The sequence below is a fragment of the Micromonospora sp. ABR4_055 genome (genome assembly GCF_056160425.1).
Genome location: NZ_JBSWXD010000053.1, coordinates 15,484 through 39,661, shown reverse-complemented (window position 1 = coordinate 39,661; position 24,178 = coordinate 15,484). Strand labels below are relative to the sequence as shown.

26 protein-coding genes and 2 pseudogenes are annotated in these 24,178 nt (G+C 71.6%); 20 read left to right on the top strand and 8 right to left on the bottom strand.

Translation table 11 applies throughout. The features are described 5' to 3' along the window. A pseudogene (locus tag ACXAHD_RS14685) lies at positions 1-198 on the bottom strand (single-stranded DNA-binding protein); the annotation flags it as partial. A gap of 61 nt (positions 199-259) precedes the next feature. Between ACXAHD_RS14685 and ACXAHD_RS14680 the strand changes: the two are divergent. The 5 genes from ACXAHD_RS14680 (at position 260) to ACXAHD_RS14660 (ending at position 5,787) form a co-directional block, all read left to right on the top strand. After that, complete coding sequence (locus ACXAHD_RS14680; RefSeq protein ID WP_281551277.1) at positions 260-1,108, top strand: single-stranded DNA-binding protein; 849 nt, start codon at positions 260-262, stop codon at positions 1,106-1,108. A gap of 138 nt (positions 1,109-1,246) precedes the next feature. After that, a complete protein-coding gene (locus tag ACXAHD_RS14675; protein ID WP_281551276.1) occupies positions 1,247-2,275 on the top strand; it encodes a cobalamin biosynthesis protein in 1,029 nt (342 codons plus the stop codon). 31 nt (positions 2,276-2,306) lie between these two features. Continuing rightward, complete coding sequence (locus ACXAHD_RS14670; RefSeq protein ID WP_281551275.1) at positions 2,307-3,911, top strand: cobyric acid synthase; 1,605 nt, start codon at positions 2,307-2,309, stop codon at positions 3,909-3,911. Next, positions 3,908-4,636, top strand: coding sequence for a uridine kinase family protein (locus tag ACXAHD_RS14665; RefSeq protein ID WP_281551274.1), 729 nt, complete (start codon positions 3,908-3,910; stop codon positions 4,634-4,636). The genes ACXAHD_RS14670 and ACXAHD_RS14665 overlap by 4 nt, the downstream gene beginning before the upstream one ends. Before the next feature lie 32 nt (positions 4,637-4,668). Beyond that, the gene (locus ACXAHD_RS14660) at positions 4,669-5,787 is read left to right on the top strand and encodes a M48 family metallopeptidase (RefSeq protein ID WP_281551273.1); all 1,119 of its coding nucleotides are present in this window, start codon (positions 4,669-4,671) and stop codon (positions 5,785-5,787) included. A gap of 76 nt (positions 5,788-5,863) precedes the next feature. Here the strand turns inward: ACXAHD_RS14660 and ACXAHD_RS14655 are convergent, their stop codons facing one another. After that, the gene (locus ACXAHD_RS14655; RefSeq protein WP_281551272.1) at positions 5,864-7,342 is read right to left on the bottom strand and encodes a plasmid pRiA4b ORF-3 family protein; all 1,479 of its coding nucleotides are present in this window, start codon (positions 7,340-7,342) and stop codon (positions 5,864-5,866) included. 90 nt (positions 7,343-7,432) lie between these two features. Between ACXAHD_RS14655 and ACXAHD_RS14650 the strand changes: the two genes are divergently transcribed. Both ACXAHD_RS14650 and ACXAHD_RS14645 read left to right on the top strand, forming a co-directional pair. Then, entirely contained in the window at positions 7,433-8,818 is a 1,386-nt protein-coding gene (locus tag ACXAHD_RS14650) for a dipeptidase (RefSeq protein WP_281551271.1), read from the top strand. Positions 8,819-8,828: 10 nt separating this feature from the next. Further along, positions 8,829-9,053: a hypothetical protein gene (locus ACXAHD_RS14645; RefSeq protein WP_281551270.1), complete on the top strand. Its 225-nt coding sequence runs from the start codon at positions 8,829-8,831 to the stop codon at positions 9,051-9,053. A gap of 51 nt (positions 9,054-9,104) precedes the next feature. Here ACXAHD_RS14645 and ACXAHD_RS14640 read toward each other — a convergent pair whose 3' ends face one another. Beyond that, positions 9,105-9,389, bottom strand: coding sequence for a putative quinol monooxygenase (locus ACXAHD_RS14640; protein WP_475051122.1), 285 nt, complete (start codon positions 9,387-9,389; stop codon positions 9,105-9,107). A gap of 74 nt (positions 9,390-9,463) precedes the next feature. Then, positions 9,464-10,489 (bottom strand): glutathione S-transferase family protein, encoded by a 1,026-nt coding sequence (locus tag ACXAHD_RS14635; protein ID WP_475051120.1) that lies wholly within the window; start codon positions 10,487-10,489, stop codon positions 9,464-9,466. A gap of 228 nt (positions 10,490-10,717) precedes the next feature. On the opposite strand from ACXAHD_RS14635, the gene ACXAHD_RS14630 reads away from it, so the two are divergent. From ACXAHD_RS14630 to ACXAHD_RS14620, 3 genes are all read left to right on the top strand, one after another. Next, entirely contained in the window at positions 10,718-11,089 is a 372-nt protein-coding gene (locus ACXAHD_RS14630; protein ID WP_281551267.1) for a hypothetical protein, read from the top strand. Positions 11,090-11,218: 129 nt separating this feature from the next. Next, positions 11,219-11,638 (top strand): roadblock/LC7 domain-containing protein, encoded by a 420-nt coding sequence (locus tag ACXAHD_RS14625; protein ID WP_475051118.1) that lies wholly within the window; start codon positions 11,219-11,221, stop codon positions 11,636-11,638. Between the two features lie 53 nt (positions 11,639-11,691). Then, the gene (locus ACXAHD_RS14620) at positions 11,692-12,426 is read left to right on the top strand and encodes a Clp protease N-terminal domain-containing protein (protein WP_289213491.1); all 735 of its coding nucleotides are present in this window, start codon (positions 11,692-11,694) and stop codon (positions 12,424-12,426) included. Between the two features lie 21 nt (positions 12,427-12,447). Here ACXAHD_RS14620 and ACXAHD_RS14615 read toward each other — a convergent pair whose 3' ends face one another. Beyond that, on the bottom strand, positions 12,448-13,509 hold the full coding sequence (locus ACXAHD_RS14615) for a YihY/virulence factor BrkB family protein (protein ID WP_475051116.1): 1,062 nt from the start codon (positions 13,507-13,509) through the stop codon (positions 12,448-12,450). Positions 13,510-13,964: 455 nt separating this feature from the next. On the opposite strand from ACXAHD_RS14615, the gene ACXAHD_RS14610 reads away from it, so the two are divergent. The 7 genes from ACXAHD_RS14610 to ACXAHD_RS14580 all read left to right on the top strand — a co-directional run bounded on the left by ACXAHD_RS14610 (position 13,965) and on the right by ACXAHD_RS14580 (position 18,102). Further along, positions 13,965-14,135: a hypothetical protein gene (locus ACXAHD_RS14610; RefSeq protein WP_281551263.1), complete on the top strand. Its 171-nt coding sequence runs from the start codon at positions 13,965-13,967 to the stop codon at positions 14,133-14,135. Between the two features lie 30 nt (positions 14,136-14,165). Then, positions 14,166-14,930, top strand: a complete 765-nt coding sequence (locus ACXAHD_RS14605; protein ID WP_281551262.1) for an FAD-dependent oxidoreductase — start codon at positions 14,166-14,168, stop codon at positions 14,928-14,930. A 123-nt stretch (positions 14,931-15,053) separates the two neighbouring features. After that, positions 15,054-15,275 (top strand): hypothetical protein, encoded by a 222-nt coding sequence (locus tag ACXAHD_RS14600; protein WP_281551261.1) that lies wholly within the window; start codon positions 15,054-15,056, stop codon positions 15,273-15,275. 96 nt (positions 15,276-15,371) lie between these two features. Next, positions 15,372-15,569: a histidine kinase dimerization/phosphoacceptor domain-containing protein gene (locus tag ACXAHD_RS14595; protein ID WP_475051128.1), complete on the top strand. Its 198-nt coding sequence runs from the start codon at positions 15,372-15,374 to the stop codon at positions 15,567-15,569. Positions 15,570-15,823: 254 nt separating this feature from the next. Further along, positions 15,824-16,525, top strand: coding sequence for a TetR/AcrR family transcriptional regulator (locus ACXAHD_RS14590; RefSeq protein WP_281551260.1), 702 nt, complete (start codon positions 15,824-15,826; stop codon positions 16,523-16,525). A gap of 79 nt (positions 16,526-16,604) precedes the next feature. Continuing rightward, a complete protein-coding gene (locus ACXAHD_RS14585; protein WP_281551259.1) occupies positions 16,605-16,964 on the top strand; it encodes a hypothetical protein in 360 nt (119 codons plus the stop codon). A gap of 142 nt (positions 16,965-17,106) precedes the next feature. Further along, positions 17,107-18,102, top strand: coding sequence for a DNA polymerase domain-containing protein (locus tag ACXAHD_RS14580; RefSeq protein WP_282232009.1), 996 nt, complete (start codon positions 17,107-17,109; stop codon positions 18,100-18,102). 38 nt (positions 18,103-18,140) lie between these two features. Here ACXAHD_RS14580 and ACXAHD_RS14575 read toward each other — a convergent pair whose 3' ends face one another. The 3 genes and pseudogenes from ACXAHD_RS14575 to ACXAHD_RS14565 form a co-directional block, all read right to left on the bottom strand. Further along, positions 18,141-18,971: a siderophore-interacting protein gene (locus ACXAHD_RS14575; RefSeq protein ID WP_475051109.1), complete on the bottom strand. Its 831-nt coding sequence runs from the start codon at positions 18,969-18,971 to the stop codon at positions 18,141-18,143. A 187-nt stretch (positions 18,972-19,158) separates the two neighbouring features. Continuing rightward, positions 19,159-19,857: a type VII secretion protein EccB gene (locus ACXAHD_RS14570; protein ID WP_475051107.1), complete on the bottom strand. Its 699-nt coding sequence runs from the start codon at positions 19,855-19,857 to the stop codon at positions 19,159-19,161. Positions 19,858-19,930: 73 nt separating this feature from the next. Continuing rightward, positions 19,931-20,749: pseudogene (locus ACXAHD_RS14565) on the bottom strand (type VII secretion protein EccB); the annotation flags it as partial. A gap of 389 nt (positions 20,750-21,138) precedes the next feature. Between ACXAHD_RS14565 and ACXAHD_RS14560 the strand changes: the two are divergent. Genes ACXAHD_RS14560 through ACXAHD_RS14550 form a run of 3 tightly spaced genes read left to right on the top strand, consistent with a single transcriptional unit; the run spans position 21,139 to position 24,177 of the window. Further along, the gene (locus tag ACXAHD_RS14560; RefSeq protein ID WP_475051105.1) at positions 21,139-22,023 is read left to right on the top strand and encodes a glycosyltransferase family 2 protein; all 885 of its coding nucleotides are present in this window, start codon (positions 21,139-21,141) and stop codon (positions 22,021-22,023) included. Further along, the gene (locus ACXAHD_RS14555; RefSeq protein ID WP_281551254.1) at positions 22,020-23,279 is read left to right on the top strand and encodes a lipopolysaccharide biosynthesis protein; all 1,260 of its coding nucleotides are present in this window, start codon (positions 22,020-22,022) and stop codon (positions 23,277-23,279) included. Before ACXAHD_RS14560 ends, ACXAHD_RS14555 begins: the two co-directional genes overlap by 4 nt. Beyond that, complete coding sequence (locus tag ACXAHD_RS14550) at positions 23,272-24,177, top strand: glycosyltransferase family 2 protein (RefSeq protein WP_289213485.1); 906 nt, start codon at positions 23,272-23,274, stop codon at positions 24,175-24,177. The genes ACXAHD_RS14555 and ACXAHD_RS14550 overlap by 8 nt, the downstream gene beginning before the upstream one ends. The last annotated feature ends 1 nt before the right edge of the window (position 24,178 follow it).

Here is a 24,178-nt window from a genome sequence, read left to right as displayed (position 1 = left end):
CCCCCCCCCCCCCCCCCCCCCCCCCCCCCCCCCCCCCCCCCCCCCCCCCCCCCCCCCCCCCCCCCCCCCCCCCCCCCCCCCCCCCCCCGGTTCCGTGTCGCGTCTTAGCAGATCAACTCGGTATCGGTGCGGTTGTCCACAGCCGTGGTTCTGTCCACAGAACCACCGGCCGGTGGCTGGCGGCAGGGGTGCCGTCAATCGAGGCTGTGCGTCGAGTCGACTCGATCAGATCAACCCGACGAGCCCCTGCGGAGATGCGATGTTCGATACGTACGTAACGGTTGTCGGTAACGTGCTGACCACGCCGGAGTGGCGGCGTACCACCCAGACCAACACGCTGGTCGCCAATTTCAAAGTGGCCTCGACGGCGCGCCGGCTCGACCGGGAGAGCAACCGCTGGGTCGACGGCAACAGCCTCCGGGTCCGGGTGAACTGCTGGCGCAAACTGGCCGAAGGGGTCTGCTCCTCGGTCATGCTCGGCGACCCGGTCGTCGTGGTCGGCCGGCTCTACACCCGCGACTGGGTCGACGGCGACGGCAACAACCGCCTGCAGTACGAGATGGAGGCGGTGGCGGTCGGGCACGACCTGGCCCGGGGACGGGGCCGGTTCACCCGCAACCGGCCGACGTTGGCGACCAGCGAAGTTGACGGGGACGACCCGGAGCGGCGGGTGCAGGGCGAGGCCACCGCCGAGGTGCCGGCCGCCGAGGTGCCGGCGACCCGCAACGAGCTGTTCGACGGTGATGACGACCCGATGTTCCTGGAATCGTCGGTGCCGTCGCCGGTCGAAGGGGAACCGAACCGTCCGGGTGGTCGGCCGATCACGCTGGCGGTGGACGTGCTCGCCGCCGAGGCAGCCGCCTCGGCCCAGGCCGGCGCAGCCGCCGTTTCGACCGAGGACGCCGGAGCCGGCACCACGACGACCGGCGACGACGCCGGTCACCGTGACGAGCTATTGGACATGCTGGTGGACACATCGTCGTCGCAGTCGCTCGGCGGCGACGGGGTTCCCGACGATCCGACCGGCGATCCGCTGCCGGCCGAGGATCGGCCGGCTTCGTCCGGCCGGGCCCGGCGGTCGCGCAGCCGGACGGCGGTGCCGGTCTGACCCTGGCCCGGTTCATGCCGACGAGCGCGGTGGTGCGGGCCGACCCGCCCGTACCACCGCTTCGACGGTCAGCCGCCCGGTGACAGGTGACCGTCGGCCGACCCGTCACCTGTCACCGGCCCCACGTAGGCTGCCGGAGTGGCTACCAGCGCTGGCAGGGTCAACACGTCGGCCGCCGCCGCCACGGCCGGCGGCCTGGTCGCCGGCTATGCCCTGGACACCCTTTTCGGCGACCCCCGCCGCTGGCATCCGGTCGCCGGGTACGGCCGGTTGGCCGGTGCCGCCGAGCGCCGGCTGTACCGGCCGACCCGTCGGGCCGGCGTCGCCTACGCAGCCGTGGCCGTCGGGGGGCCGGTGATCGCCGCCGTGGCTGCGTCGGTGCTGACCCGGCGGCATCCGATCGCCCGGGTGGCAATCGTCGCCGGCACCACCTGGGCGGTGCTCGGCGGCCGTACGCTGCGGACCGAGGCGGACGTTATGGCGCGGGCGCTGCGCCGAGCAGACGTACCAGCGGCCCGACGCCGGCTCAACCATCTCTGCGGCCGGGATCCGGCCGCGCTCGACGCGCCGGAGCTGGCCCGGGCGACCGTCGAGTCGGTCGCCGAGAACACCTCGGACGCCGTGGTCGCGCCGCTGTTCTGGGGTGCCGTCGCCGGTCTGCCCGGCCTGGTCGGCTACCGGGCGGCGAACACGTTGGACGCGATGATCGGGCACCGGTCGTCGCGCTACGAACGGTTCGGCACGGCTGCGGCGCGACTCGACGACCTGCTCAACTTCGTGCCGTCGCGGCTCACCGGGCTGGCCGCCGTGTGGTGGTCGCCGACGGTCAAGGGCGACCGGGCACGGGCCTGGCGGGTGTGGCGGCGCGACCGCGCCGACCATCCGAGCCCCAACGCCGGTCAGTGCGAGGCGGCGTTCGCCGGGGCGCTCGGGATCCGGCTCGGTGGACGCAACATCTACTTCGGGCGTTCCGAGGTGCGTCCGTATCTCGGTGACGGTCCGCGTCCCTCGCCTCGGCAGATCCGCCGGGCAGCCACCCTGTCCCGGCGGGTCGGCGACACCGCTGCCGTCGCGTCCGGGTTCGCGGCGCCGGCCGTGCAGTTGGCCGCCGCACAGCTGACCGTACAGATGGTCAGGGCCGCCCTACGGACAATTCGCCGCCGGTAGCGGCAGTACCAGGAGTGGAAGGGAGTCCGGGGTGCCGGGGAATGCTGGCCCCGCCGGTGGTGGTGGCCTACTGGTCGCCGGGACCACCTCCGACGCGGGCAAGAGCCTGCTTACCGCCGGGATCTGTCGATGGCTCAACCGGCGCGGAGTGCGGGTCGCGCCGTTCAAGGCACAGAACATGTCCAACAACTCGGCGGTGGTTGTCGGGTCCGACGGCCGGGGCGGTGAGATCGGTCGGGCCCAGGCGGTGCAGGCAGCCGCCTGCGGGCTGGAGCCGCAGGTGCGGTTCAACCCGGTCCTGCTCAAACCGGGCAGTGACCGGTCCAGCCAGGTCGTGCTGCTGGGGGAGGCGGTCGACACCGTCACCGCGACCAACTACCGCGCGATGCGCTCCCGCCTCGCCGACACCGTGCACGCCACCCTCGCCGAGCTGCGTGGCGAGTATGACGTGGTGATCTGTGAAGGGGCCGGCAGCCCAACCGAGATCAACCTGCGGGCGGGCGACTTCGTCAACCTCGGGCTGGCCCGGCACGCCGGGCTGCCGGCGATCGTCGTCGGTGACATCGACCGGGGCGGCGTCTTCGCCGCCATGTTCGGCACCGTCGCCCTGCTCAGTGCAGAGGACCAGGCACACATCGCCGGGTTCGTGATCAACAAGTTCCGTGGTGATCAGGAGCTGCTGCGACCCGGGGTCGACATGCTGCACCAGGTGACCGGCCGACCCACCTACGGGGTGCTGCCCTGGCAGCCCGATCTCTGGCTGGACGGCGAGGACTCACTGGCGTACGGCGGGACGATCGGACGGCCCGCGGCGCCGCGCGGCCGCGACATCCTGCGGGTCGCGGCGGTGCGACTGCCCCGGATCTCCAACGCCACCGATCTCGAAGCGCTCGCCACCGAGCCCGGCGTGCAGGTCCGGCTCACCGTCGACCCGACCGAGGTCGCCGCCGCCGACCTCGTCGTCCTGCCCGGCACCAGGTCGACCGTGGACGACCTGGCCTGGTTGCGGGGGACCGGGCTGGCTGCGGCGGTGACCGCGCACGCCAGCGCCGGCCGCCCGCTGCTCGGCATCTGCGGCGGTTTCCAGATGCTCGGCCGGGTGATCCACGACGAGGTGGAGAGCCGCCGGGGCAGCGTACCGGGGCTCGGCCTGCTGCCCGTCGAGATCACCTTCGCCGAGCGTAAGACCGTCACCCGCAGCGCGGGGCGGGCCTACAGTGACGTGCCGGTGCGCGGCTACGAAATTCACCATGGGTACGTCTCCCGGTCCGACGGGTCGACCTCGCCGCTGTTCACCGGCACCAGCACCGAGGTGGGCACCGGCACCGGAGCCGGCCCTGGCACGTCGGGCGGCACCGAGGGCACGCGGCTCGGCTCGGTGTACGGCACACACTGGCACGGTGCCTTCGAGTCCGACGAGTTTCGTCGCCGCTACCTCACCGACGTGGCCCGCCGGGCCGGCCGGCACGGCTTCACCGTCGCACCGGACACCAGCTTCGCTGCGCTGCGCCAACGCGGACTGGATCTGCTCGGCGACCTGGTCGAGGAGCACCTGGACACCGCCGCGCTGTGGCGGCTGATCGAGTCCGGGCCGCCGGCCGGACTACCGTTCATCCCACCTGGAGCTCCCCGGTGACGCGGGGGGTCTCGACCTTCGAAAGTCTCGCCCGGCGGGTGTACGCCGCCCCGGCCCGCCTCGGCCAGGTCCGGCTCGTCGTCGTCGACGGCCCGAGCGCCGCCGGCAAGTCCACCTTCGCCGACTGCCTGGCCACCGCCTGCGCGACGATCAGGGCGACAGAGCCGGCGACAGAGCCGGCGACGGAGCCGGCCACGGAGCCGTCCAGCACCGCCGCCGGACCGGCCGTGGCGGTCGTGCACACCGACGACCTGCTGGACGGCTGGCGTGACCAGTTCACCTTCTGGCCCCGGCTCAGCGCCTGCGTGCTCGACCCGCTGCGGACCGGGCGGCCGGCCCGCTACCGACGATACGACTGGGCCGCCGGGCGGTTCGGCGCCGGTTGGACCGTGATCGAACCGCCCGCCGTACTCGTGATCGAAGGGGTGAGCGCGGCCCGCGCGGCGGTCCGGCCGGCCGCGACGCTGTCGGTCTACGTCACCGCACCCGAACCGGTGCGCCTGGCCCGGTCGCTCACCCGCGACGGGGCCGCGACACAGCCGACGCTCGACCGCTGGCGGCGGGCCGAGGAGCGGTTCTTCACCGCCGACGGTACGCTCGGTTCGGTCGACATGGTCGTTGACGGCGCTGCTGAGCTCCCGTCCGGCCAGCTGGCGTACGGGTGGATCCGGGACTGGCCGGACGTAGACGCCGGTGGCGCCGGTGGGGCACCATCGGCCCGGTAGGCCAGTCAGCCGATCCCGGGGGAGCGTCCGCCATGACCGCAGACGACGACGGCACCACGCCAACGGCCGCGGCGAGCGGCGGCACGCCGGACGCCGCCACCCCGGACCGGCGGCGGATCACGCTGACCGGGATCAGCTCCCGTGCCTGGGAGCACCCGGCCGACCGGGGCGCGCTGACCGCGCTCCGTGAGCTGCGTGGCTTCGACGACGTGGTACGGACGTTCTTCGGGATGTGGAACGAGCGGGCGTTCCGGCTCAGCTACCTGGCGTCGGCGATCCGGGTCGACCACCGCCAGTACCCCCGGGTGCACCGGTTGCTCGCCGAGGCGGGGACCGCGCTGGACGTGCCGGAGCTGCCGGAGCTGTTCGTGACCCAGTCCCCGGTGCTCGGCGCCCAGGCCATCGGCCTGGACAAACCGTTCATCGTGGTCAACACCGCCTGCGTACAGCAGCTCGACGACGCCGAGCTGCGGACGCTGCTCGGCCACGAGCTGGGGCACGTCCGCAGTGGTCACGCCGTCTACCAGACAATTCTCGCCATCCTGACCCGCTGGGCGGCGAACCTGAGCTGGCTGCCGGTCGGCGCGATCGCGCTGCGGGCGATCATCGCCGCGATGCTGGAGTGGTGGCGCAAGGCGGAGCTGTCCGGCGACCGTGCCGGGCTGCTCGCCGGTCAGGACCCGGCGGCGGCGCAGCGGCTGCTGATGAAGCTGGCCGGCGGCGGCGACCTCAGCCAGATCGACACCGCCGCGTTCCTGGAGCAGGCTGCCGAGTACGACGGCGGCGGTGACCTGCGGGACAGCCTGCACAAGTTCCGGATGACCGCCTGGAGCACCCACCCGGTGCCGGTGGCGCGGGCCGCGGCACTGCGGCAGTGGATCGACTCCGGTGGGTACGCGCAGGTGCTGGCCGGTGACTACCCACGCCGTGCCGACGACCCGGCCGCTTCGGTGACCGAGGAGATCAAGGCCGCCGCGCAGGCGTACCGCGAGGAGTTCGGCCGCAGCCAGGATCCGTTGGTCGGCCTGCTGCGTCGGCTGGGTTCCGGCGCGGCCGACGTCGGCGAGTGGGCCAGCGGTGCCGCTGGCCGCGCCCGGTCCTGGATGGGCGCGGCCAGCTCCACCGGCCGGCCCGGTGGCCGGCGGAGCTGACCCGGAGTCCGACGCGCGTCCGGCGCGGTCGACCTGGTGGCCGGCCCTGGTGGCCGGCGGAGTGACCTGCAGCCGGTCAGCGCAGCGCGGCCAGCCGCCGCTCGATCACGTCGGGATCGAACCGCGCCGGGTCCAGCGGTGCCTGCCCGTCGTCGAGACCGAGCCAGTCGCGTCGGTCCGCGTACTCCGGATGGGACGGGTCGGCCAGCACGTCGAGCAGGTGGGCGTAGCCCCAGACACCGCCGCAGTCCTCCGGCGGGGCGGCCCGCTCGCCACCCGTACACCGGGGGTAGACCGCCGTCGGGTCGCGGTCGGTGACCGCCACGACGGTGACCTTGTGGGTCCAGTCGTCGCCGAAGTCGTACCGGTAGGTGATCGTGTCGCCGACGGCCGGGGCGACCTGCTCCAGGGTGACCTTGCGCTCCGACTGGTGCCCGGTCCGGTCACCCGGCGGTGCGAAATCGCCGTACGGCGTCTCGAACAGGTGCAGATGGCTGTCGTCCCAGTCGAACGCCGACTGGATCACGTGGTGCAGGTCCTCCAACGGAGTGTCACCCACGACTTCCAGCTGTCGCCGGACGGGTGGCTCGCTGTCGGCCAGCACCACGTCGACCTGGTAGACCGGCGCCGGTCCCTGTGACTTCTTCCGTTTGGCCGGCAGTTTGCGCGCCGGTGCCGGCCGGACCGGCCCGGGACGGCGCTGCGCGGGGAAGGCACCGCCGTGCAGCAGGCCGGGGAGCAGGTCCGCCAGGTCGTCGGGACCGGCGTCGTGGTGCGGGGCCGGCGGCCGGTCCGACTCCGGCATGGTGGCCAGTCGGGCGTCCAGCAGGGTGGCCAGCACCGGGTACGGCGGCCCCTCGTCGTCGTCGGGTTCCGGTTCGTCGTCGAGTTCGTCGTCGGCCTCGTCGTGCACGCTGCGGGCGTCCAACGCCTGCTCGACGTGCCACCGCAGGTCGGCCGGGTCGAGTCGGGTCCGGGTGGTGCCCGGATCCCGGGTCAGTTCGTCCAGGGCCGCCGGCAGCTGGTCACCGTCCAGCAGCAGGATGTCCTGGGCGGCCGAGCAGTCAGCGTGGTCGACGATCACCATCATGGCGTGGGTACGGCCGGCCCGCCGGAAGGCGACGGTGAAGACCGAGTCGGTCCCGTCGGGGCTGTCGATCCGCCAGCAGTCGTCCACCGTCACCTCGGCGGCGACCTCGTCGGCCCACTTCGGCATCGGTACGCCGGTCCCGGCGAGGGTCGTCGCCGCAACTCTGGCCACCTCGGCGGCGGGCGGTGGGGACACTGCGGCGATCGCGGTCAGCAGCGCCACCGCCTCGGGACCGCCTCGGTCGGCGAGCTGCGGGATGAGCCCGTCGCGGAGTGGGCGAACGCCGTCGGGGTCGGGTTCGTCGCCGACCATCGCGACGAACATCGCCCCGGTGAGTTCGGCGGCGATCGGATCGTCGTCGTCGACCAGGGCGGCGGCGCCGCTCAGCAGGGTGCCGATGACGTCGCCGGTCTCCTCACTGCAGCCGGGGCAGTCGCACGGTTCGGGGTTGTCGGTGCCGTCCATCGCGCCAGTGTGCCCGTCCGCTTGCGGCGCCGCGAGGCGAGGTCCCGGCGTGTCGCCGGATGAGCAACGGACGGCCCCTACCATCGTCGGATGACGACTGCCATCCCCACCGCCGCCGACCTGCGGTCCGCCATCGCCCGGGAGATGCCCGGAGTTCGCGCCGACCTGGAGCGGCTGATCCGCATCCCCGGTATCGCCTTCGACGGGTTCGACCACAGCCAGGTGGAGCGGTCCGCTGCGGCGGTCGCCGAGCTGGCCCGGGGCTGCGGGCTGGACGTGCAGGTGGTCCGGGCCGGCGGGCAGCCGGCGGTGCTCGGCCGCCGGCCGGCGCCGCCCGGTGCCCCGACGGTGCTGCTGTATGCCCACCACGACGTGCAGCCGGTTGGTGATCCGGCGCTGTGGTCGAGTGACCCGTTCGAGCCGGTGGAGCGGGACGGCCGGCTGTACGGGCGGGGTGCCGCCGACGACAAGGCCGGAGTCATGGCGCACGTCGCCGCGCTGCGGGCGTTCGGTGACGCGTTGCCGGTCGGTGTGGTGCTCTTCGTCGAGGGGGAGGAGGAGTACGGCAGCGAGTCGCTGTCCCGACTGCTCGACGCCCACCGCGACGAGCTCGCCGCCGACGTGATCGTGATCGCCGACTCGGCGAACTGGGAGATCGGTGTACCGGCGTTGACCACGTCGCTGCGTGGTCTGGTCAACTGTTTCGTCGAGGTCCGTACCCTCGAACAGGCGGTGCACAGTGGCATGTTCGGCGGTCCGGTGCCGGACGCGCTGACCGCGCTCTGCCGGCTGCTGGCCACCCTGCACGACGAGGCCGGGGATGTGGCGGTACCGGGCCTGGTCGGCCGGACCGGCGCCGCCGTCGACCTGCCCGAGCAGCGGTTGCGGGCCGAGGCCGGCATGGTCGACGGGGTGCGGTTCACCGGCACCGGAGCGTTGACCGACCGGCTGTGGACCAAGCCGGCGCTGGCCGTGCTCGGCATCGACGCCCCGGCCACCGACGGCGCTCCGAACGCCCTGGTGCCGGCGGCGCGGGCCAAGCTGAGCCTGCGGTTGGCCCCGGGTGACGACCCGTCGGCGGCGTACGCGGCGCTGACCGCGCACCTGCGGGCACAGGCCCCGTGGGGGGCGCGGGTCGAGGTGAGCCTGGAAAGTGACGGCGACGCCTGCGTGATCGACGCGGCCGGTCCGTACTTCGACGCCGCCCGGGCGGCGTTCGCGGCGGCGTGGGACGGCGTGGCGCCGGTGGACGTCGGTGTCGGCGGTTCGATTCCGTTCATCGCCACGTTCCAGGAGATGTTTCCGGACGCGGCGATCCTGGTGACCGGGGTGGAGGACCCGTACACCGGCGCGCACGGGCCGAACGAGAGCCTGCACCTGGGCGAGTTCGCCCGGGTCTGCCTGGCCGAGGCGTTCCTGCTCGCGGCGGTGGCGGATCCGGCGATTCAGCTGCGCGGGCTTCCGGCGGTACGCTAGTCTTTCGAACATGAGTACGAACGAGGTGATTGCGCGGCTCGACGCCGCGGTCAGTGCTCTGCGGGGCGTCAGCGTCTCCGCCTGGTCCGAGGAGTCGCTGCGCGCTCAGCTCGGCGAGGTCTCGGTTGCCCTCTGCGCCATCGATTCCGCGTTGGCCCGGGTGGCCGACGAGGTGCGTGCCCACGGCCTGCGGGTGGAGGAGCCGGCGACGGCCGGCGTCTCGGGTCGGTCGTGACCTGGTCCGTCGGTCGGCTGCGGCTGGGTCGCGGCCGACCGACGGAGAGCATCACGGCGGGCCTACGGACGACACCTCGAAACGCTCGACCCGAGCGTCGCGGATCGCCGCCATCTGCCCCGACGACGGCCCCGAGCCCCGGAAGCGGAGCAGTTCCGCCTCGGACTCCCACCGTTCGTAGACGTTGATCCGGTCCGGCTCGACCAGGTCGGCGCTGAGGCTGAAGTCGCGGCAGCCCTTCGCGGCGCGGGCCGCCTGCACCACCGGTTGGCATTCAGCCAGGTATGCCGGCCGGCCGGCGGGCTCTACGTACAGTGCACCGGCGATGATGATCAATGCCGCTCCTTTGCGTCGGTTTCCGGCCAGTTCGGTCTTTGGCAAGTTCGGTCTCAGTTCAGCGGGGTTCGGATTCAGTTCAGCGGGGTGTGACCGGTCGGCACGCGCTCGGCGGCCGGTGGCGGCCCCGGCGGGCTGCCGGTGCCGAACGGGCGCCCGCCGAGCCGCTCGCGTCCGTGCGGGGTCAGCCAGTTGGCCAGGTCCGGGCCGGCCGGTACCACCCCGGTCGGATTGATGTCCCGGTGGACCTCGTAGTAATGCCGTTTGATGTGATCGAAGTCGATGGTGTCCCCGAATCCCGGCGTCTGGAACAGATCCCGGGCGTACGCCCAGAGCACCGGCATCTCGGTCAGCTTCTGCCGGTTGCACTTGAAGTGTCCGTGGTAGACGGGGTCGAAGCGCACCAGCGTGGTGAACAGCCGTACGTCGGCTTCGGTGATGGTGTCGCCGACCAGGTAGCGCTGGTTCTCCAGTCGCGCGGAGAGCCAGTCGAGCCGGTCGAACAACCGTCGGTACGCCGCTTCGTAGGCGTGCTGGCTACCGGCGAACCCGCAGCGGTAGACCCCGTTGTTCACGTCGGCGAAGACCACCGAGTTGACCTCGTCGATCTCGGCGCGTAGCGGCTCCGGGTAGAGCTGCGGCGCGCCGCTGCGGTGGTACGCGGTCCACTCGGTGGACAGGTCGAGGGTCATCTGGGCGTAGTCGTTGGTCACCACCTGCCCGGTCGGCACGTCGACCAACGCCGGCACGGTGATGCCGCGCTCGTAGCCGGGAAATCGGGCGAAGTAGGCGTCCTGCAGCCGTTCGACACCGAGCACTGGATCCCGTCCGTCCGGGTCGAGGTCAAAGGTCCAGCTGCGCTTGTCGTGGGTCGGCCCGGCCACGCCCATCGACAGGGCCTGTTCCAGACCGAGCAGCCGGCGGACGATGATCGCCCGGTTTGCCCACGGACATGCCCTGCTGACCACCAGCCGGTATCGATGCGATTCTACCGGATATCCATCGCGCCCGTCGCCGGTGATCCGGGTCGCGATGTACCGCTGATCGCGGGTGAACTCACCGCCGGGGTTGACGTAGCTGCCGTCTGCCGTCTTCGCCATGTCTGCACCGTACCCATCCGACGGGCACCGCACCTGGTCCGGACGTAGTCGGGTTGACAGCGGCAGCCTCCTGTGCGGTATCGGTCATGCCGGTGGCTTCGGTGGACGTCGGACGCGGGATTGGTAGTCTGCTCAGCCAGTTATCGCCCGGCGACGTGCACCATGGCTCATCGTCGTGCAACTCTCCGGTGGGCGTTGACCCACCTGAAATCACCCCGGAGGCAGGGCATGGCTTCACTCGACACGGCACTCAAGGACGCGATGAGCATCGAGGGTGCCATCGGTGCCGCGCTGGTCGACTATTCCAGCGGAATGACACTCGGCACCGCCGGTGGCTCGGCCGAGATGGATCTCGCGGTGGCTGCGGCAGGCAACACGGACGTGGTCCGAGCCAAGATGCGTACCCTGGAGATGCTGAAGATCGCTGACGGCATCGAGGACATTCTCATCACGCTGGACACCCAGTACCACCTGATCCGTCCGGTCTCCTCCCGGTCCGGTCAGGGCCTGTTCTTCTACCTGGCGCTGAGCCGGTCCCGGTCGAACCTGGCCCTCGCCCGGCACCAGCTGCGCCAGCTCGAAGCCTCGATCGAGCTCTGACCGGGCCGGTAGGAGTTTTCGTCTGCTCGCCGGGGCGGGCGGCTGGGTGCGCTCGGCGGCCCTTCCCGGCGAGTGCGCTGCCCGGGTGGAATGACGACCCCGCCCCGTACCGTCGAACGGAGATCAGTCATGTCTGGGACCAACGGCAGCGTTCCGTCACCTCCGAATCCGGCGTCCGCTGAACTTGCCTCACTGAAACACGGCGTCACCGGCGTGATCGGCTCGGTGATCGCCGGTGTCGACGGGCTGTTGCTGCTGCACGATCTGACCGACGGGACAGAGCCGCACGACCTGGCGGCGCTCGCGGCGGCGACCTTCGGGCTCGGTCGGCAGACCGGCCTCGCTCTGCGGCAGGGCCCGTTCCGGGAGTCCACCGTCCGCAGTCACAAGGGCTACTTCTCGGTGTACGCGATCAACGACAGTGCGCTACTCGCGGTGCTCGGCGCCGACGGGCTGAACGTCGCCCGGCTGCACATCGAGGCGCGCGGGGTGGCCGGCCGGTTGACCACCATGCTCGACGAGCACCTGGCAAATCAGGTACGGCTCTGAGAAAACGTCAACCTTGGGTTGACGTCGGACACGCGTCAACTTAAGGTTGACGCATGTCCGAATATCTGCCGCTCGGCAATCCGGTCCGCCTCGACGACCTGATCGCCGGGATCAAACAAGCCAGTGACGACCGACTCGCCCAGCTCAGCAACGCCGTCGTCGTCGGCGACCACCTCGGCGAACTCGCCGATCACCTGATCGGTCACTTCGTCGATCAGGCCCGCCGGTCCGGCGCGTCGTGGACCGAGATCGGGCGCAGCATCGGGGTCAGCAAACAGGCCGCGCAGAAGCGGTTCGTACCGAAGACCCCGGAGGAACCCAACGACCTCGACCCGCAGCAGGGGTTCAGCCGGTTCACTCCGCAGGCCCGCAACGCGGTGGTCGCCGCCCAGCACGAGGCCCGCCGGGCCGGCAACGACGAGATCACCACCGGGCACCTCGTCCTGGCCCTGCTGGCCGACCTGGACAGCCTCGCCGCCCGGGTTCTGGCGGATCGGGTGGGCGACCTGGACCGGATTCGTCAGGTGGCGGCGACGGCCCTGCCGCCGGCGGTCGACCACGTGCCGGAGCTCGTCCCTTTCGACGCCCAGGTGCGCAAGGTGCTGGAGCTGACTTTCCGCGAGGCGCTACGGTTCGACGACCGGATGGTCGGGACGGCCCACATCCTGCTCGCCCTGCTGGAGTACGCCGCCGGGGCCGGCCCGCTGGCCGATCTGGGAGTCACCAAACCCGACGTCGAGACGTACGTCCGCTCTGCGGCCTCTCGGGAGGACCTGCCGGCGGCCTGATTTTCCGTCCGCCGTCAGCCGTCAGCCGTCAGCCTCGGCGGTTGTCGGTCGACGGTTGGCGGGCAGTTTGCGGGTGTCCCGCAGTTCGAGATACGGCTCGCGGTCGTCCGGATGGCCGGCCGCGATCGCCCGGCCACGCTCCAGTTCGGCGTCCAACTCGCCGCCGAGCAGGATCGCGATGTTGGTCAGCCACAACCAGACGAGGAAGACGATCACGCTGGCGATGGCGCCGTAGGTCTCGTTGTACGACCCGAAGTTGGCGACGTAGAACGCGAATCCGGCGGAGACCAGCAGCCAGAGCAGCACCGCCAGGACGCTGCCCGGACTCACCCACCGGAACCCGCCCTGCCGGGCGTTCGGCGTGGCCCAGTACAGGATCGAGAACATCAGACTGACCAGGACCACCAGCACCGGCCACTTGGCGACGTCCCAGGCGGCGACCGCCTCCCGTCCGACACCCAGCAGTTCCCCGGTCCGGGCGGCCAGTTCCCCGGTGAAGACGACGATCAGGGCGCTGGCAATCAGCATCAGCCCGATGACGGCGGTGACGCCCAGCCGGATCGGCAACGTCTTCCAGATCGGGCGACCCTCCGGCACGTCGTAGATGGCGTTGGCGGCCCGCATGAAGGCCCCGATGTAGCTGGACGCCGACCAGAACGCGGCGAGCAGACCGACGACGGCCACCAGGCCAGCCGTGTCGGAATTCTCCCGGACCTGGGCAATCGACTGGTCGAGGAAGCCGCCGATCTCGCCGGGCGCGAGACCGCCGATCACGCCCTGGACGTCGTCGGTGGCGCCGCCGCCGAGCAGCCCGAGCACCGCCACCAGCACCAACAAGCCAGGAAAGATCGACAGTACGCCGTAGTAGGTGAGCCCGGCGGCCAGGTCGGGCACTGCGTCGGCGGTGAACTCGCGGATCGTACGCCGAGCGGCTGCCCACAGCGACGAGGCAGACAGCCGGGCCGGGTGGTCCGGCCCCTCGTCCGGCCCCACCGGCGGCCGGTCCGGATCGCCCGGGCTCCGGCGTTCAGTCACCGGCCCGTCCTGGCCCGGTTGGATCCCTGTGGTACCCGCTGTCGACATCGTGGCGACCTCCGATCGGTGCGGTACGAGGATCCTGCCCAACCGCCACCCTGGCCAATCCTCGGGTCGTCGTCCCCCTGCGCCGGACGGGCCGATCGACTTCAAGGAACACCCCTGGACCGCCAGATCGGGTCGGACGCGTACCCCGGGCCGGATGCGACGATGGTGGCGGCCGGCTCGGTCGCCGGCCACATCTCAAGGGGCGCTGCAGTACCTGGCGGCAGACTTCTGGGTGCGTGAATTCATGACACTTCGTGCCACGATCGTCGGTGCCGGTCTTGCCGGCTCGCTGACTGCGGTCGCATTTGCCCGTTCCGGCGTCGGAACCTCCGTCTACGAGGCGTACCTCGATCCCGCCGGGACGACCGGGGGCTTTCTCAACCTGACCGCCAACGCGCTCGGGGCCGCTGCACTCGGTCGGCTGTCTGGAGCAGATACAGGCACGCGGGATCGTGGTGAACCGGCTGTGCCTGTGGAGCGGCGAAGGCCGGCTGCTGGGTCGACTGTCCCGGGCCGGACGCCTGGCCAACCGGCCGATGAACGTGTCGATCATGCGTGGCGACCTGGTGTCCGTACTGCGCGACGAAGCGATCCGGGCCGGCGCGGAGGTCCACACCGGCCGCTGACTGGCCGGGGCCACCAGCAGCACCGGTGGGGTGACCGCGCAGTTCATCGACGGGGCCCGGGTGGAGTGCGACGTTCTCGTCGGTGCCGACGGGACGCATTCGCGGGTGCGCCGGGTGATCAGCAACGCGGCGCCACCGCCCGAGTACGGCGGACACTGCGCAATCGACGGGGTGACCCGGCTGCCGGGCATCGTGGCCGGGACGTTGCATCTGGTGGTCAGCCGGCAGGGCTGCTTCCAGTACACCGCCAAGCCGGACGGCACCGTCTGGTGGAACGCGCTCGTGCCGACCGGCGACCTCGACCCGGCGGAGTTGGCTGGCATCAGCGAGCAGGGCTGGCGGAGCCGGCTGTCCGCGCAGTACGGCCAGGGCGACACCCCGTGCGCCACGCTGATCGCTCAGTGCACCACGCTGGGCCGCCCCGTGCCGCTCTATCTGCCGCAGCGGTTGGCGCACTGGCGACGGGGCCGGATGGTGGTGCTCGGCGACGCCGCCCACCCCGTCGGGTACGGGCTCGGCGCCGGGCTCGCCCTGGAGGACGCCGTGGTGCTCGGCCGCTGTCTGCGTGACGTCGACGACGTGCCGATGGCGCTGGCCACGTACGAGTCGATGCGCAGGTCCCGGACGGAGCGGGCGCTGCGCGCCGGCACGCGGTACGGCCGGTTCCGTAGCCTGCCCGGCCGCGGCTGGCTCGACGTCGCTCTCGCGCCGCTCTACCGCCGGTACTTCTGGGGTGGGGCGTCTTCCTGGCTGCTGGCGTACGACGTGGAGTGGCACCGCCGGGTCCGCGTCTGACCAGCGTCGGTCCGACCGACGTCGGTGGTCGGATCACCGTCCGGCTGACCATCGTCGGGCGGCCGCAACGACCGACCCGGGCCGCCACGCAACACTCCGCAACTGCACGCCAACCGTGCGCCGGTGACGGTCGCCCTGACCCTGATCTGTGGCCTGGCGATGGTGCCCCAGCTGCGCTACGACTGGCTGTCCGGGCTGGCCTTCTTCAGCCTGGTGATGCTGCTGATCAACTGCCCGTTGCGGTGGTGGCCGGCGCTGGTGGTCGGCCACACCGTGGTCTTCGTGGCCATCGCGGTGGGCCTGCTGCGGGTCAGCGCCGACTCGGTCGTGATCCTGATCTGCTGATCGCCATCACCAGCGGCGTGCAGGTGGCGATCTACAACCAGATCGACACCTCGATGCAGTTGTTGCAGGCGCGGGCCGAAACTGACCCAGTTGGCGGTGGCCAGAGAATGGCTCCGGATCGCCCGCGACCTGCATGACATCCTCGGCCAACGGCTGTCCGCGGTGACCCTCAAGGCCGATCTCGCCGCCCGGATGGTGGACTCGGCGCCGGACCGGGCGGTGACCGAGGTGGCGCGGGATGCGCTGGCCGAGGTGCGGGCGGCGGTCTCCGGCTACGGCTTCCTCTCGACCTGAGATGGATTCGGGGATGGCTGTGCCGCAGAGCTGGCAGGAACGGCGGTTGATGCCGACCTGCGAGGGTGGTGAGGTTCGATATGAGGCTGACAGGAGCGGTGCTCTCCATAAAGACTATTGCTCATGAGTACGACCGATGCTCTAATTCGTGGTACCCGGTCGGGTAAGCTTCGGCGGTACTGACCTGCACGATCGGTGCGGTGGTGCCGGTGCCGGTGCCGGTGCCGACGGGACCGCTCGAAGGAGGAGAGGCCTTGGCTTCCGCACGCGCGCTGCGGGAACGCGTCCGCAAGGAACTGACCGACGAGATCGTCGAGATCGCCAAGGCGCAGCTCGCCGACCGGGGTGCCGAAAACCTCTCCCTGCGGGCGATCGCCCGGGATCTCGGCATGGTCTCCTCAGCGGTCTACCGCTACTTCCCGAGCCGTGACGACCTGCTGACCGCGCTGGTCACCGACGGCTACAACTCCGTCGGCACCGCCGTCGAGCAGGCCGACGAGGAGGCGGCGGCCGACGACTTCGCGGGCCGGTGGCGGTCGGTCGGGCAGGCGCTGCGTAGCTGGGCGATCGAGCACCCGCACGAGTACGCACTTCTCTACGGATCACCGGTACGCGGCTACCACGCCCCGGAGACCACTCTGCAGGCGGCGATGCGGGACAAGGTCGTGCTCGGCCGGATCATCAGCGACGCGCACCGAGCCGGAGTGCTGCGTACCCCGCCGACCGCTCAGGCCACGCCCGAGTCGCTCGGCGGTGACCTCGAGCGAGTGCGGTCGGCCGTGCTCCCAGCCGTGCCCGACGAGTCCGTCATCGCCGCGCTGGCCGCGTGGAGCGGGCTGTTCGGGATGCTCAACCTGGAGCTGTTCGGCCATTTCAACAACATCATCGACGACCGGGCAGCCCTGTTCGACCAGGCCCTGACCCGCCTGGCCGAGTTGGCCGGACTGCCGACCTGACCCGACACACCACGCCAAGGCACCGCGACACCCCTCGGAACACCGCGGTACGCCACGCCCGAACAACTGGAGACTGTCCGTGCGGATCATCGTCATCATCTGCACAGCCGTGCTCATCATGGAGTTCGTCCTGCACGGCCTCGCCATGTACATCGGTATGGAGGCAGGTATCCAGCCGTTGCAGAACCACTTCGGGTTCCGCCCCAGCCGGGCGTTGACCCTGCTGATCGCGGTCCTCGACACTCTGGCCGCCGCCGGCCTGGTGATCGGCATCTGGCGGCCGGGGATCGGCGCCATCGCCGCCGGCTACACAGTGGCCTTCTTCGGCATGATGCTGATCCTGCGCTTCTACCGTAACCTCGGCGGCATCCTGCCGCCCGACTTCCCGCTCTTCTTCGCCCTCGGCGTGGTCGTCCTGGTACTGCAGCTGATGCGTTGACGCCCGCAGCGGACGCGAGTCGGAGCCGGTGGGCGAAGCGGCCCCAGCGGGCGAGGTTGGCGCGGCGGCCAACCGCACCGGCCGGGCCGGCCGGTACCCGCACAATATTCCCGACTGGTGATCGGCGTGGAACGATGGGCGGATGCCACGAGGTGCGAAGGCGGGTGAGGAGCGGGCCGGGGTGCCGTTGACCAACCTCGATCAGCCGCTGTTCGACGGCGCCGGTGCGACAAAGCGCGACCTCGTCGACTATCTCGACGCGGTGCACGACCGGATCGTCCCCGCGCTGCGCGACCGGCCGCTGTCGGTGGTCCGGGTCCGACCCGGCCAGCCACCGTTCATGCAGAAAAACCTGCCCGGGTACGCACCGGACTGGATTGCCACCGCCGAGGTGTGGGCGGACCGTTCCCGGCGGATGCTGACCTACGGTCTGTGTAACGACCGGCGGACTCTGCTCTGGTTCGCCAATCAGCGGTCGGTCGAGTTCCATCCGACTTTGACGACAGCCGGCGAACGGGCGTACCCGACGCACCTGATCCTCGACCTCGACCCGCCGCCGGGCGGCGCGTTCCGGTTGGCGGCGCAGGCGGCCCTGCTGGTCCGCGAGGTGCTGACCTCGTGCGGCATGGCCGGGGCGGTGAAGACCAGCGGCGCCAAGGGTGCGCACGTGTTCGTGCCGCTGGCGGGTGACGCCGACCATGCCGACGTCGCCGCGGCGACCCGGGCGATCGCGACCCGAGCCGAACGCCTGGACCCGGCGCTGGCGACGACGGCTTTCATCGTCGAGCAGCGGGACGGCAAGGTCTTCCTCGACTCGACCCGGGCCGGCGGCGCGACCGTGGTCGCCCCGTACAGCCCACGGCTGCGGCCGGGTCTGCCGGTCTCTTTCCCACTGACCTGGGAGGCGCTGGAGGCGGCGGTGCCGACCGACTACACCATCGGTACGGTGCCGTCCCTGCTCGGCGACGGCGATCCGTGGGCGACGCTGATGCCGCTGCCGCAGCGCCTCGATCCCGGCCTGGTCGAGCAGGGGCACGGCATCCCGATCGCGCGGGTGGTCGCGATGCACGAAGGCAAGCGCCGCGCCGCCGAACGCCGTAGACGCGAGGCCCGGGAGCCCGACGGCGGGCCGGGCTGACCCTGTCCGGGTACGACGGCCCTGTCCGGGTACGACGGTCAGTCGATCCGGCCGACCGGCTCGCGCTTTTCAGCCTGGAACACGTCCTCGGTGCGGCCGCGGGCCCAGTAGCCGGATATCGAGATCGCCTCGCGGGGGACGCCTCGTGCCTGGAGCACCTTGCGGACGGCCTTGATCGACTCTCGCTCGCCGTGCGCGAAGACCTGCACGGCGCCGGGAGAGTCCTTGGCAGGCGGCCAGGGCCAGTCCTCCATCGCGCGGGCGAGGAACACGGTGTCACCGTCGTCGGCGTTGACCAGCCAGTTCACCGTCACCTGGGCGGGGTGTTCGAGGTCGATGATGTCGGCCGGATCGGTGATCTCGAGGTGCGCGACGCCGCGCGCGTGCTCCGGCAGTGCCTGCAGGGACGCGGCGATCGCTGGCAACGCGGACAGGTCCCCGGCGAACACGTGCCAGCCGACCTCCGGGTCGGGCGCGTACGCACCGCCGGGACCCGACATCACCAGCCGGTCGCCGGGCGTGGCCTTGGCCGCCCACACCGCCGCCACCCCGGCGTCGCCGTGGGTCACGAAGTCGATCGCCAGCCGCCGGGTGGCCTGGTCGAACCAGCGGACCGTGTAGGTACGGGTCACCGGCCGTTGCCGGGCCGGCAGGGTGGTTCGCAGCGCGGCGAGGTCGTAGGGCGGCTCCAGCCCGAGCGTGGGGTCGACGAACAGCAGCTTCACGTACGCGTCGGTGTGGCCGGCGTAGCTGAATTCGGCCAGCGACGGCCCGGCGAGAACCACCCGCACCAGGTGCGGCGTCAGCCACTCGGTGGACTCGACCGTGAGTACGTACTGATTCGGTGCCTGCCGCCGGGTCGTCGCCATCGCATGTTCCTCCGCTTCGCTGCTCCTTCTTAGGTTAGGCGAGCCTACTTCGCGGCGTACTGCGTGGCGACGGAGGCCGGTGCGGCGTGACCCCCCCGGGCGACTTCGTCGTGTACCGGCTCCGAGATGGCTTGCTAACCGTGCCGCAACAGCCTGACCGAGGCCGGGGTCTTTCGGAACCCGCCGGTTACCGCGGGCGGGTACGCCGCAGAAAGGGCTCCTCGGTGCCAGCCAACGCGTCGCCGGCCGTTTCACTATGTGCTGACCGTGCTGACACTGTCGGTCGCGCTGCTGCGGGGGCGGCGGAGGTCCCGGCGCTCTGCGGTGGCTCCCGGGCCGCCGCGCGGCGGGACGAGCTAGAAGAACCCGGCCCACCCGGCAAGCTCCTCGACTGAGCGCCCCCCGGTGTCAGTCGGCGGGGGCCGCCGAGGCGGGGCGGGTGGCCGCGACGGGTCGAGCGTCGGTCCGGTGGGTATCCGCGAGACCAGCGTGGTCGGCACATCGGTCGCCTGGGTCGCCGAGTAGCCGAGTAGCCGAGCTGCCCGAGGACGGTCGCGTTGGGCACCGGGAACTTGATGCCGAGGTCAGTGACGACGTAGTACGGGCCGGTATCGGCGGTCGGCGCGCCGAGAACCCGCCCGGCGGCGACCCGGCCCGGCGGCACCAGCACATAGTCGGCGAGGATCACACCGTCGCGGGTGACCGAGTCGGTCGGTACGGCCTCGTCGAGGCCGGCCACCGTACCGCCGACAGAGGTGATCGTCGGTACGGTGCGTGCGTCGCTGGTGACCGCGCACAGCGTGTCGCCGGTTGCCGGTCGGATCAGCGCGGGCGGCGTCGCGGGCGGCGACGCGGGCGGCGCGCTGTCTCCGGCCGCTGGCCGCACCTGGCTGCTGGTCGGTGCCGCCGTAGCCTGGGACACAGGTATCTCGACCGGCCACGGTGAACTCGGCGCGCAGGATTCTCCGTTGCAGCTCGGTGATCGGCGCGAGCCCGTCGTCGAGGACGAGGTAGTACTGCGGCCCCGAACCGGTCTGCGCGACCAGCACCTCGCCGATCGCCCAGCCGTCCACTTCGCTGGACGGCTGGTTGCGGCCGCTGAACGCGACCCGTTCGATGGCGTTGCCGGCGGGTAGCGCGTCGAGCCACGCCGGGCCGACCGGTGCGGCGTTGACCTCTCCGAAGAGGGCGGGTACGACGTTGCGGGAGTCGCGGACCAGCACGCCCTCCTCCGCCAGCGACCGCCCGCCGACCGGTGCCCGGGACACGACCAGAGAGACGGTCTCGACGGTTCGGCCGGTGTCATCCCCGCTGGGCGCCGAGCAGATCGTCCAAGGTAGGCCAATGTGCTTACTGGCCGGTGCCAGAGAGTTGGGCGCGCCCGGAATACCGATCGTGACGCCGCGGGGCGTGCTGGCCAGCGAGTTGCCAGGCACCCGGAACACGGGCGCGTCGGGGCGGCCGGAGGCCAGCACCGCCGACGCGTAGTTGAGCGTCGGGTGCAGTTTGCCTTGACGGTAGATGAAGCTGGCGCCGGTCTCCTTCTCGATCACGACCGCGCCGTCGGCCTGCCACCTGTCGCTGCCGGCCTTGGTCACGATGCCGTAGATGCCGAACCCGGCGGCTACCAGGATGGCGATCATCAGGCCGCCGAAGATTGCGCCGACACCGCGGCGCAGCGGGGACTGCTGCGGGTCGGTCTCGCGCATCACGTAGGCAGATATGACCCGTTGAGTGAGGAACTGGTACGAGTGGAGTTGGTCGCGTCGCGTGGCCATGTCTGGGTCACCCCCCGTCGGGGCGGGCGCCGGCACGCGAACCAGGCCGCGTAGGTCGATCATCTCCGGGCTGTCCGATGCCGTCGCTCGCGTCGATCGTCACGGAGCCGGCCTCACCGGCCGCGACCTCCAGGGCATCGCGGATGCTCGGGTAGGCCCCCGAACGCTGTGGCTGCCGCGCTCATCACCGCGCAGACGCCAGTCGTGCCCGACGAATGCGATTGCTCCAATCTAGGGAGTCGGGCTTGGCAAAGCCGGCATGATCCAGTTGGATTGGTCGACCTGGTCCAGGAAGGAAATGGTTCCGAGGCTACTTGACAGGTTGATCGGGAGCCTGTTTCGTACTCGTGTCCTGGGCGTGTGGCGGGCTATGGTGCGGTGGGGGCACGGTGAGCGGTCTGCTCGGCATCTCGATCGTCAACTACCGTAGTGCGGGTGACACCGGCTGCCTCATCCGTTCCATCGTGACCGGACGAGCCACCGGTCCGCAGGCCACCGGTCCGCGCATCGCGATCGCCATCGTCGACAACAGCGACCAGGCCGCCGAACTGTCAGAGATCGCCGGGTCCGCCGAGCGTGCCGGCGTGACGGTCCGGGTGATCGCCGGGCACGGCAACGTCGGGTACGCCGCCGGCAACAACCTCGCCGCCACCTGGCTCCTGGCCGAGGGCGCTGACGTCATATGGGTGCTCAACCCGGACACTCGGATCGCGGGCGGCGTGCTCGCCTCGGCCCTCGATGTGCTGCACGCCGGCGACCGCGCGATCGGCGCGACGGCCAGCGTCGCACCGGGCGGCGGGCCGGACCTCGGCATGGTCGACCTGTGGACCGGCCAGAGCGGACGACCGCCCGCCGGCGGGGTGCCAGGGTCGAGCAAACTGGTCTACGCGGCCGGCCACTCGCTGCTCGTCACCCGCCGCGCGTGGCAGGATCTGGGCGGGTTCTCCGAGGACTTCTTTCTGTTCTACGAGGAGGCTGACATAGCGCTACGTGCGGCCCGGTTGGGCATCTCGACCACAGCGGTCCCGGACCTGGCCGTCGAGCACACCGGCGGGGTGGCGACCGGGGCGACGGCGGACATGGCGGCCAAGTCGACCACGACGTACTTTCACGCCAGCCGCAGCTGCATGATCTTCTTCCGCAAGCACTATCGGCACCGGGTGCCGTTCGCCGCCGCGGCCCGGCTCGGCTACGCCGCGAAGGCGCTGCTCGCCCGCCGCCCCGACGCGGCGACCGCCGTCATCCGGGGCACCGTCGCCGGGTTGCGGGCTTGACGAGCCGAGGGCTGAGCCCGGGCCGGTCCGGGCCGGGCCGGTTCAGGCCAGCGGCGTACGCGATCCGGCGCGCGGTCGGCAGCGCGACGGTGATGTACGTGGCCGCGCTGGCCATGTCCGGGTTCGCCATCCTGCTCAGCGTCGCGCTGCCGCCGGCAGAGCGCGGCCTGCTGGTCGCTACGACGACGAGCGCGACCGTCGGCGTCGCAGTCGGCGGGCTGTCACTGGAGACGTTCATGCTCGCTCAGGGCAGCGACTGGCTACGGGAGCGGTCCGGGCGGCGCAGCCTCGCCGTCTACGCTGCCACGGTGCCGCTGTCGGCCACGCTGGGCTGGGTCTTCGCCTGGTACGCGGAGGCGGCGTCACCGGCACTCGCGGCGACCGGGGCGGCGTGCGTCGCGGCCGGCACCATGCCCGCGGCGGCGGGCCTGACCCTCGGGCGGTTCGTCGCCGTCTACCGCCAGCGCGCGCTGTTCGCCGCCACCGCGCCCGTGCTCTACCTCGTGCTCATCCTCGCCTCGGTCGACGACGCGACGGTCTGGCTGCTGGCCTGGCTGGGCTGCCAGGCGGTGATGGCCGTCGCGATGTGGGCGGCGCACGGGGCACCGTTGGGCGCGATGGCGCGGCGCGCCTCGGCGGAGCCCGAACGCCTCGCCCGGCTGGGCCTGACCCACACCGGCGCGGTGGCACAGATCTTCACGTACCGCTTCGACCAACTCGCGCTGGCCCGCTACCAGGGCGCGGACGCACTGGCGATCTACTCCCTGGCGGTAGCGGCGATCGAGTTCTCCCAGGCCGGCGCAGTCGTCGCAGCCCAGCGTACGCTGCGCGACCACGAGGAAGGCTCGGCCGATCGGCTGCGCGGGGTGCTGCGTCGGGCTGTCTACCTGGCGGTCGGCATGGGAGTGCTGGTGCTCGTCGGGCTGGCCGGTATCGGGGTGCTGACCAGCGGGTACGCGGCGGCGGTGCTGCTCGGTGCGCTGCTGGTGCCGCGCAGCGTCGCGGTGTCGGTCGGTAAGGTCCTCAGCGCGCGCCTGGTCAACCTCGGCGGCGAGCGCACCACCGCCGTGATCGCGCTCGGCACCGCGCTGGCCGCAGTGGTCGGCTATCCTCTCGTCGCCGCGCCGTACGGGGCGTGGGGCGTCGCCGCGCTGTCGGTGGCCCTGTTCGCCGCGCACAGCACGGCGCTGGGCCTCGCCGTCCGGTCCGGGGCCGGTCATCGGGTGGCGGGGGACAGGGACAGCGGGCGTGAATAGCGACGGAACCCGCGTCGTCGCGGTGGTGCTCAACTGGAACTGCGCGGACGACACGATCCGCTGCGTCCGGGCGGTCGCCGCCGGCAGCGCCGTGCCGGAGGTGGTCGTCGTCGACAACGGCTCCACCGACGACTCCATCGACAAGCTGCGTACGCTCGGTGATGCGGTGACGCTGGTGCGGCTCGACGCCAACCTCGGCTACGCCGGCGGGATGAACGCCGGTATCCGGGTCGCGCACGACCGCGACGCGGCCTTCGTCTGGCTGCTGAACGCGGACTGCGTACCCCGGCCGGACACGCTGTCGGCGCTGTTGGCGCATGCGGACCGGTACGCGGTGTCCACATCGGTCCAGACGACGTCCGCGCGACCCGACGCCCCCGACCCGGAGCCGTACGTCGTCGCCGCGACGCTGCCGGGCGGCCGGGTGCGGCCGGTCCACTGCGCCGGGTGCGAGGTCGGTGCGCACGATGTGGACGTGGTGACCGGCGCGGCCATCCTCCTCGGCGTCGGTTGGGCCGTCCGGGTCGGCCTGTTCGACGAGCGGTTCTTCCACTACAAGGAGGAGTTCGACCTGGTACGGCGGATCGCCACGGCGGGTGGCCGGATCGGCCTGGTCTGCGCCTCGCAGGTGTGGCACCGGCGGGGCGGCAGCCTGGCCGGTTCGAGTCCTCGCGCGCAGTACTACCATCACCGCAACGAGATCCTCTACGTACGCAAGCACTACCCCCGTCCGCTGCGGCGGATCCTGATCGGGGAGCCGGTCCACTACAAGAACCTGGCCAGGTCGGTGCTCCGCCTCGTCGCCGGAGGCCGCAAGGACCGGCGCCGGGCGCTCGCCGTTCTTGCCGGCTACTGGGACGGGCTGCGTGGAGTGCACGGCCCGACGGAGAGGTTCTAGC